A 6,582-nucleotide genomic window follows, 5' to 3' on the forward strand; every position below is an offset into this window, starting at 1 on the left:
GCCGGCCAAGCTACCCGTGGTGGAAAGGCCCACGGTCCACTAACATTCCACTCGGGCCACCTCGTGGGGGCTGATCACTGGCCCGAAGCGGCCGACAAGGCGCGGTACCTGTTGGAACGGTTCGCCGCTGCGCTCTCCTGCGACGATCCTCGCTTACAAAGCATGGTGGCTGCCGTGTTGTCCGACTTCACGCGACTGTCGGAGCCGAACGAACTTGATGAACGATACCTCGAAACACCTGATGTTTGAGCAGGAAGGTTCAGATGAGCAACGATCGACCCCGCGGAAACCGTGAAGCCAAGAAGCCGAAGAAGGCGAAGCCGAAAACCATCGCAGCAGCTCCGACCACCAAGGGCCAGATCGTGACAAACGGCAAATCTGGCGCTAAGAATTAAATCCTGATACAAACGCCTGCTGATAGGCACATCCAGGGTGCCAGAAATGGCCGCGAAGACTGTGTTGCAGGTCTGCGAGAAAATCGTGGATATTTATATAAGATACTCCTGCGTTCAGTATTTCCGGTCCTAATGTCATCATCCATCGCCGAGCAAGGCAGGAGCCGGACAGGCGGACGCTGGACAAATCTCTTAGGCTGTCGCATGGATTATGACAGCGGCATCAAATCCAGTTTGATTGACGCAATGTGCGGTCAATAGGTGCATCGATTGTGCAGATCGCACCGCTCTTTCCGAATGTAATTTCAACATGCCCCTTTGGATCGCGGGCGAGATTGCGCTCGATCAGCCGCGATCCGAAGCCGCGGCGCGGCGGTTCAACGACGGCAGGCCCGCCCGTTTCGCTCCCGCGCAAGCAGAGGCACGCTGGCCGGCTTGCCTTCGTCCAGGTGATCGCGACGTGGCCGGTCTGGCTAGACAGCGCACCGTACTTCACCGCGTTGGTCGCGAGTTCCTGAAACGCCATGGCGATCGCCTGCGCCACGACGTCAGAGAGGTTGGCCCCCTCCCAGGTCTCCTGGGTCAGCACATTGTGGGCGCGCGAGAGAGCCAGCAGCCGCGTTCCATGCGCATCGCGTGCTTCCTCCGTGGTGGGGGCATTGCGCGGGGTGGCAGCGAGTTCGTCCCACGTGTGGCCGACCGCCGTCTCGATTCTCGCCTATCCCCACCTCTCAGCCGATGCCCGGACAGGCAGGACGATCTCGTCGCCATCACGCTTGCGCGCGGCCATAACCCAGATCTGCGCCCGCTGCTTCAACGAGGGACATTCTTTTGCCGTTTCGTGCGTCCGACACGGACCGGCGGGCGAGCCGTACGGGATGGTGCTCGTGCGTGCGCGGCCGTGGCAGGGATGATCCCTAGGTTCCCACCGAATGGTATGAGCCACGAGGGTGCGACATCTATCGAGCCTGGGGCATCGACGAGCCGCCAGAGCAGGGGGTGCTATGCTGCAGGATGGTCGCGTAGAGCCCGCTTCCGGCCTTCCCCACACGTGGCTGTTCGCCCGGGCCGCCCCCTGCGATCTCACCCTCAGTCGCATCACATCTGTCGGACGGATTGACCACGTCGCCGCAGGCGCACCCCTCTACGATGAGGGCGATGCCAGCGAGTTCGTGTATGGGGTGGTTGCCGGGATGGTGCGTACCGTCAGCATCGGGCGTGATGGCAAGAGGCTCGTGCGCGGGTTCTATCTATCCGGCGAGCTCTTGGGGATGGAGCAGGCCCGGCTCCATGCCTCTTCCGCCGAAGCGATCGGCGACACGCGGGTCGTACGCTGCTCCCGCTCGAGGTTCGATGCGCTTGCGGCGTCGGATGTACAGGTCGCGAGCGAACTCTGGTCGTGGCTGCTGCGGACAACCCAGCGCGCCGAAGATCTCTCCGTGCTCGGTCGCGCCAGTGCCGCTCAGAAGCTCGCGTATTTTCTCATCGACTTCGCGTGCAGGGTCTCGGCCGCCCGAAGGATCGAGTTGCCGATGTCGCGCACCGACATAGGGGACTATCTCGGCCTCTCGAGCGAGACTGTGAGCCGCACGTTTACGACGCTGCGCCATACCGGGCTGATCGCCACGAACGGGCGCTTCGTAACAGACGACTGCTCTCATCGCGAGCTCCTGCCCTGAGGCCGTATGCCAAGCAAAGAGAGATACAGGCTGCCTGTCGTCAGATCATCCGGGCGGTACCTACGGTGTTCTCCGGAGCGCGATTGGCGCCAGTTTCCAGGGAGGGCGCCTTTTCGAAGCAACCGAGGCGGTTCAGATCTCGAACGTCTGACCGTCTGAAACCGCCTGAGACAGCCGACTCCTTCGATCGTCAACGTCGCTGCCGTCGTTCCAGACGGGCGGAAGCAGGAGTTTGAGGCCCAGGGCGACGCCGTACTGGATCGGCCATGAGTCCTTCGTGCTCATCGGAGTCTCCGAAGGTGCGTGGTAGAGGAGGTCGACCACATGCCAGAAGGCTGCGCGCTCGGCTGGCGCGACGCCGCTCAGGATGGTCCGGATGTCGGACATTGCACCAGTCGCATTCGTTGCAAGGTCAACGGGCGTGAGGGGATGCTGAGAAGCGGCCATGTGGTACTCCGCGGGTGCGAGAATAATTTTTAAAATAACTACGAGTATGCAGGCGCCAATGCGGGCTTTTACTAAGTAGAAATCCCGAATCATTTGCCTCTTTCGGCCTCTCTCAAGGGATTGATTCTGTCGTTTCGGCGGCGAGATCGCGTCGACGGAACTTGTCGCAGACGCACTGAGACGTAACGTCAGGGCGAATGCCCCGCATGACCCGGACAAGGCACTGTCACCGACGCATGTGTCGCTGGCCGAGCTGATGCGGCACAACGCCAAAGGCCCAACCGCCAAGTAGCGTCCCATGAGCCTGGCGCTGTGCTGCAGATTGTTTGGCATCCGCGTGACGGTTGGAGCCGACCGGCCAGGATTTCATCGACGCTGTCGATCTCGGCTCCCTCAAGCAGGGCATCCGCGCCAGCACCTGTACCGGCTCGGCTGCCCTCTCGGATCTACAGCATGGGAAGCCGGCGCGGCCGCGGTCCGAGCGGGAACGCTGCGTCGAGCCGTGCGATCTCGGCGTTCGTCAGCGACAGCGCGCCAGCGCCCGCGTTGTCGGCGGCGTGCTCGGGGCTGGACGCCTTCGGGATCGTGAAGGAAGACGGCCGCCGTAACAGAAACCGGAGCGCGACCTGGCGTGCGGTCGCGCCGTGGTGGGCTGCGATGCTCTCCAGCACGCGGCCGCCCGGCGTGTGCGGGCCGGGGAAGCTGCCATGGCCGAAGGGGCTGTAGGCGACGACGGCGACGCCGTGCTCCTCGCACCAGGGCTGCACGGCGTGCTCGATCGCACGCTCCTCCAAATGGTAGAGCACCTGATTGCAGGCGATCCGGCCCTCGCCGCCGGCTTTCCAAGCAGCAGCGAGGTCGGACACGTCGAAGTTGCTCACCCCCCAAGACAGGATCTTGCCCTGCTCGCGCAGCCTTTCGAAGCCGGCGAAGGTGTCCTCGAGCGGGTGCGGACCGGGCCAGTGCAGGAGGTAGCAGTCCAGCCTGTCGGTGCGCAGGCGTGCGAGCGAGCGCTCGCAGGCCGCCACGGTCCCGGACCGCGAGGCATTGCTGGGGAGAACCTTGGAAACGAGGAAAACCTCGTCGCGCCGTCCGATGATCGCCTCGCCGACCACGATCTCGGCATCGCCGTACATCTCGGCGGTGTCGATGTGGGTCATGCCGAGATCGAGGCCTCGGCGCAGGGCAGCGACCGCGGTGGGCCGGTGCGCGTCGTCGATGTACCAGGTTCCCTGGCCGATCACCGCAACGTCGCGCGGCACGGAACCAAGCGGGCGCCGCTCCATGGTCTCTCCTCCTGGCGGGATGCGACGCGAGAGGACCCGAACAGTCCGACCACTCCGCGGCAGGAGAACGTTGGCGGCCGCACCTTGGTTTGATAGGGGATGTCCCGCAGGATGTTCCCTTGTTCGCGCGAGCCGACAAGCTTCAGTGCTCGGGCAACGTCACCCGTTCGATCTCTCACCTGTCGCGGGGTGATCAGGCGGGCGTCCCAATCCGACGGCGTCAAGCCCGTGCAATAAGCCGTCGCCAGAACCTCGGACGGCGCCTTGGCGCCGAACAACTCCATCTGCGCACGCGGCGGGCGTCAGGCGGCTGAGGTCGCTCCGATGGCTGGCCAGGCTCGTCATCCCTGCCTCGCGGCACCTTGCGTTGCGTTGTGCGATGCTGGCCAAGCGCCCGGCCCATGCGGCGTTCGGGGACGTGCAGGACGTCCCTGCCATGCTCGATGCCTGCGCGGGGCTCGGACGCCTCCCTGGGCCGCCTCCTACAGGAACAGCTTGTCGGGGATGAGGTCCGCGATTGCCGTGGCCACGCTCGAGCCTTGCGAGACCGAAACATCGACCTGCCGCAGCTTGGCGCAGACATCTTCAGGATTATGCCGTTTCCCGTCGCCGTCATGACCGGAAAGCCATACTTTGCGGCTGACCGCTCCAGCAGGGACGGATCATGTGCGCACCACGACTGACGGACAACGACCTAAATACTGACGGACATCAGGGCCTCCTTTGGCGACCCGGCTACACTTGATCGAAGCCGCGATAGCACTCGGGACGCGCTTGATGGTTCTTCGGGCAATCGGACCGGTCGACGCAGATGTATACCCTTGGAGGCCGACTTTCGCATGCGGATCACGATCGCCAAGATAGGCGCTGACCCACGCGACAGCGACGACGTTGCGCTGCAAAAGATAATACTCGTCAGCGTTGTTTTGACATCCGCCGTGGCAGCAGCGGTATGGGGTCTCGTTTACATAGCCGCAGGAGCGCGGATCGCCGGTGCCGTCCCCGCGGCGTACTGCGTGTTGTCGCTGGTCGATACAATCCTGTTCGGGGTGTTTCGCTGCTATGCATTCTATCGATTTACGCAGCTGATGCTGATCTTGCTGCTTCCGTGCCTGATGATGATATGTCTGGGTGGTTTCCAGAATTCGAGCGCTGTCATCCTCTGGTCCACGCTCTGTCCACTGGGCGCCCTCGTCGTTCATGATCTTCGCGCTGCACGCCTTTGGTTCTTACTCTTCCTCGCCCTGCTCGCCAGCAGTGCGCTTCTGCCGCCTCCCGGCAACTCTACGGATTTGCCTTCGCCGCTGGTCGCCTTTTTCTTTGTTCTGAACATCGGCTGCGTCGTAAGCGTTGTATTTTCAATGTTGTATTATTTCGTTAAAACAAAAAATATGCTCCAAGTTCGCTCGGAAATGCTGCTTTCAAACATTATGCCCGTCGAAATATCAAATATACTCAAAGGCGAATATCGCACGATTGCCGATCAGTACGACGATGCGAGTATCTTGTTTGCTGATTTGGTGCAATTTACCCCCATGGCTCAGTCGATGTCACCCATGGAGTTGGTCGAGCTGCTCGATGAGGTCTTTATGTGCTTCGACTTGTTGGTTGAAAAATATCAATTGGAAAAGATCAAGACCATCGGCGATTGCTATATGGTTGTGGCCGGCGTGCCGCGCCAGCGGGCCGACCATGCCCACGCGCTGGTGCGCATGGCGCTTGAAATGCAAGCGTGCGTGGCTGAGCGTGAGTTCTGCGGCAGGCTCCTCACATTCCGCATCGGCATGAACTCGGGGCCCGTGGTAGCAGGCATCATCGGCCGGAAGAAATTCATCTACGATCTGTGGGGCGATGCCGTGAACATTGCCAGTCGCATGGAATCTCATGGCCAGAGCAAGGCCATTCAGATCACGCATGCAACGTACAAGCTGATCAAAGACGACTTTGTTTGCGAATCGCGCGGGACGATCAGCGTCAAGGGATCGGGTGCAATGGAGATCTGGCACGTTTTGGGTGAAAGATCCGGTCGCCCGGAGATGCTTGTCGCGTGATGTATCGTTAAAACGTGCGGCTGATCCTGTGCATTTTGTTCTAGAACGTCGCGAAGTAATCCAGATCTCGATAAGCGGCAGTCCAGACTTTCCGGGTCAGAGCGCCGATTGCAGCGATCCGAACCCAATTTCCTTCCAGGCAACTTCGCCACGAGGGCTCGCTCCGCGCCCAGGCTGACGATCCGTGTGCTTACACAGCTTGCCGCCTTCTCGGCCGTTCGGAAGGTCTGCGCGCCGGCGGCCTGATCGGCCCTGGGCGATCGGGACTGTGCCCATGACACACTGAAACGATCTCCCGTATGCCGAGCAGCGACTACGCCGTGCCGGCCAGATGCATGTCTTGCGCAGCCACGGCTATCTGGCTCGGTCCCAAGCCGTCGATGCCCTGATGTGATCCCACAAATTCCTGGCCGCCCCAGTCCTTCGCGTAAGAGATAGTGGTACGCCAGCAAACGCTGACGTGAAATGGCCTGAGTACAATTGGACTTGCTGGCGGAACGAGCCTAAAATACCTGGATCACCAGCTCGGTCCGAGCCCGTAGGCACTGGTGGCTGGGAGCGACGTGTGCTCCCGCCTGCTTCGCGTGAGCACGACGATGCCCGATCTTGAGCGGCACGCTCTGGTTGAGCTGGGATTGCCCCGTTTCTGGTTCTTGCTCACTTTGCGTGGATGGCGGTGGATTGACTCGGGCCGCTGAAGGGTAGGCCTGCCCTCCCCATCGTG

5 protein-coding genes and 2 pseudogenes are annotated in these 6,582 nt (G+C 61.7%); 3 read left to right on the top strand and 4 right to left on the bottom strand.

Translation table 11 applies throughout. From position 1 onward, the window contains the following. Nucleotides 1–249 (top strand): annotated as a pseudogene (locus tag EU555_RS36770) (hypothetical protein); the annotation flags it as partial. 369 nt (nucleotides 250–618) lie between these two features. Here EU555_RS36770 and EU555_RS35575 read toward each other — a convergent pair. After that, on the bottom strand, nucleotides 619–1,107 hold the full coding sequence (locus EU555_RS35575) for an HWE histidine kinase domain-containing protein (RefSeq protein WP_135420067.1): 489 nt from the start codon (nucleotides 1,105–1,107) through the stop codon (nucleotides 619–621). Between the two features lie 292 nt (nucleotides 1,108–1,399). Between EU555_RS35575 and EU555_RS35580 the strand changes: the two genes are divergently transcribed. Beyond that, nucleotides 1,400–2,074, top strand: a complete 675-nt coding sequence (locus tag EU555_RS35580) for a helix-turn-helix domain-containing protein (RefSeq protein WP_135420069.1) — start codon at nucleotides 1,400–1,402, stop codon at nucleotides 2,072–2,074. 132 nt (nucleotides 2,075–2,206) lie between these two features. Here EU555_RS35580 and EU555_RS35585 read toward each other — a convergent pair whose 3' ends face one another. From EU555_RS35585 to EU555_RS35595, 3 genes and pseudogenes are all read right to left on the bottom strand, one after another. After that, nucleotides 2,207–2,614, bottom strand: a complete 408-nt coding sequence (locus tag EU555_RS35585) for a hypothetical protein (protein WP_135420071.1) — start codon at nucleotides 2,612–2,614, stop codon at nucleotides 2,207–2,209. Nucleotides 2,615–2,967: 353 nt separating this feature from the next. Beyond that, a complete protein-coding gene (locus EU555_RS35590) occupies nucleotides 2,968–3,807 on the bottom strand; it encodes an aldo/keto reductase (protein WP_135420073.1) in 840 nt (279 codons plus the stop codon). A 337-nt stretch (nucleotides 3,808–4,144) separates the two neighbouring features. Continuing rightward, a pseudogene (locus EU555_RS35595) lies at nucleotides 4,145–4,376 on the bottom strand (IS3 family transposase); the annotation flags it as partial. Nucleotides 4,377–4,646: 270 nt separating this feature from the next. Here EU555_RS35595 and EU555_RS35600 point away from each other — a divergent pair. After that, nucleotides 4,647–5,858: an adenylate/guanylate cyclase domain-containing protein gene (locus EU555_RS35600; protein ID WP_135420075.1), complete on the top strand. Its 1,212-nt coding sequence runs from the start codon at nucleotides 4,647–4,649 to the stop codon at nucleotides 5,856–5,858. Nucleotides 5,859–6,582: the final 724 nt, after the last annotated feature.

The sequence above is a fragment of the Methylobacterium nonmethylotrophicum genome (assembly GCF_004745635.1).
Classification (GTDB): domain Bacteria; phylum Pseudomonadota; class Alphaproteobacteria; order Rhizobiales; family Beijerinckiaceae; genus Methylobacterium; species Methylobacterium nonmethylotrophicum.

Coding starts and splice junctions, on each gene's coding strand:
- EU555_RS35580 (WP_135420069.1), top strand. CDS start 1,400: ATGCTGCAGGATGGTCGCGTAGAGCCCGCTTCCGGCCTTCCCCACACG.
- EU555_RS35585 (WP_135420071.1), bottom strand. CDS start 2,614: ATGATTCGGGATTTCTACTTAGTAAAAGCCCGCATTGGCGCCTGCATA.
- EU555_RS35590 (WP_135420073.1), bottom strand. CDS start 3,807: ATGGAGCGGCGCCCGCTTGGTTCCGTGCCGCGCGACGTTGCGGTGATC.
- EU555_RS35600 (WP_135420075.1), top strand. CDS start 4,647: ATGCGGATCACGATCGCCAAGATAGGCGCTGACCCACGCGACAGCGAC.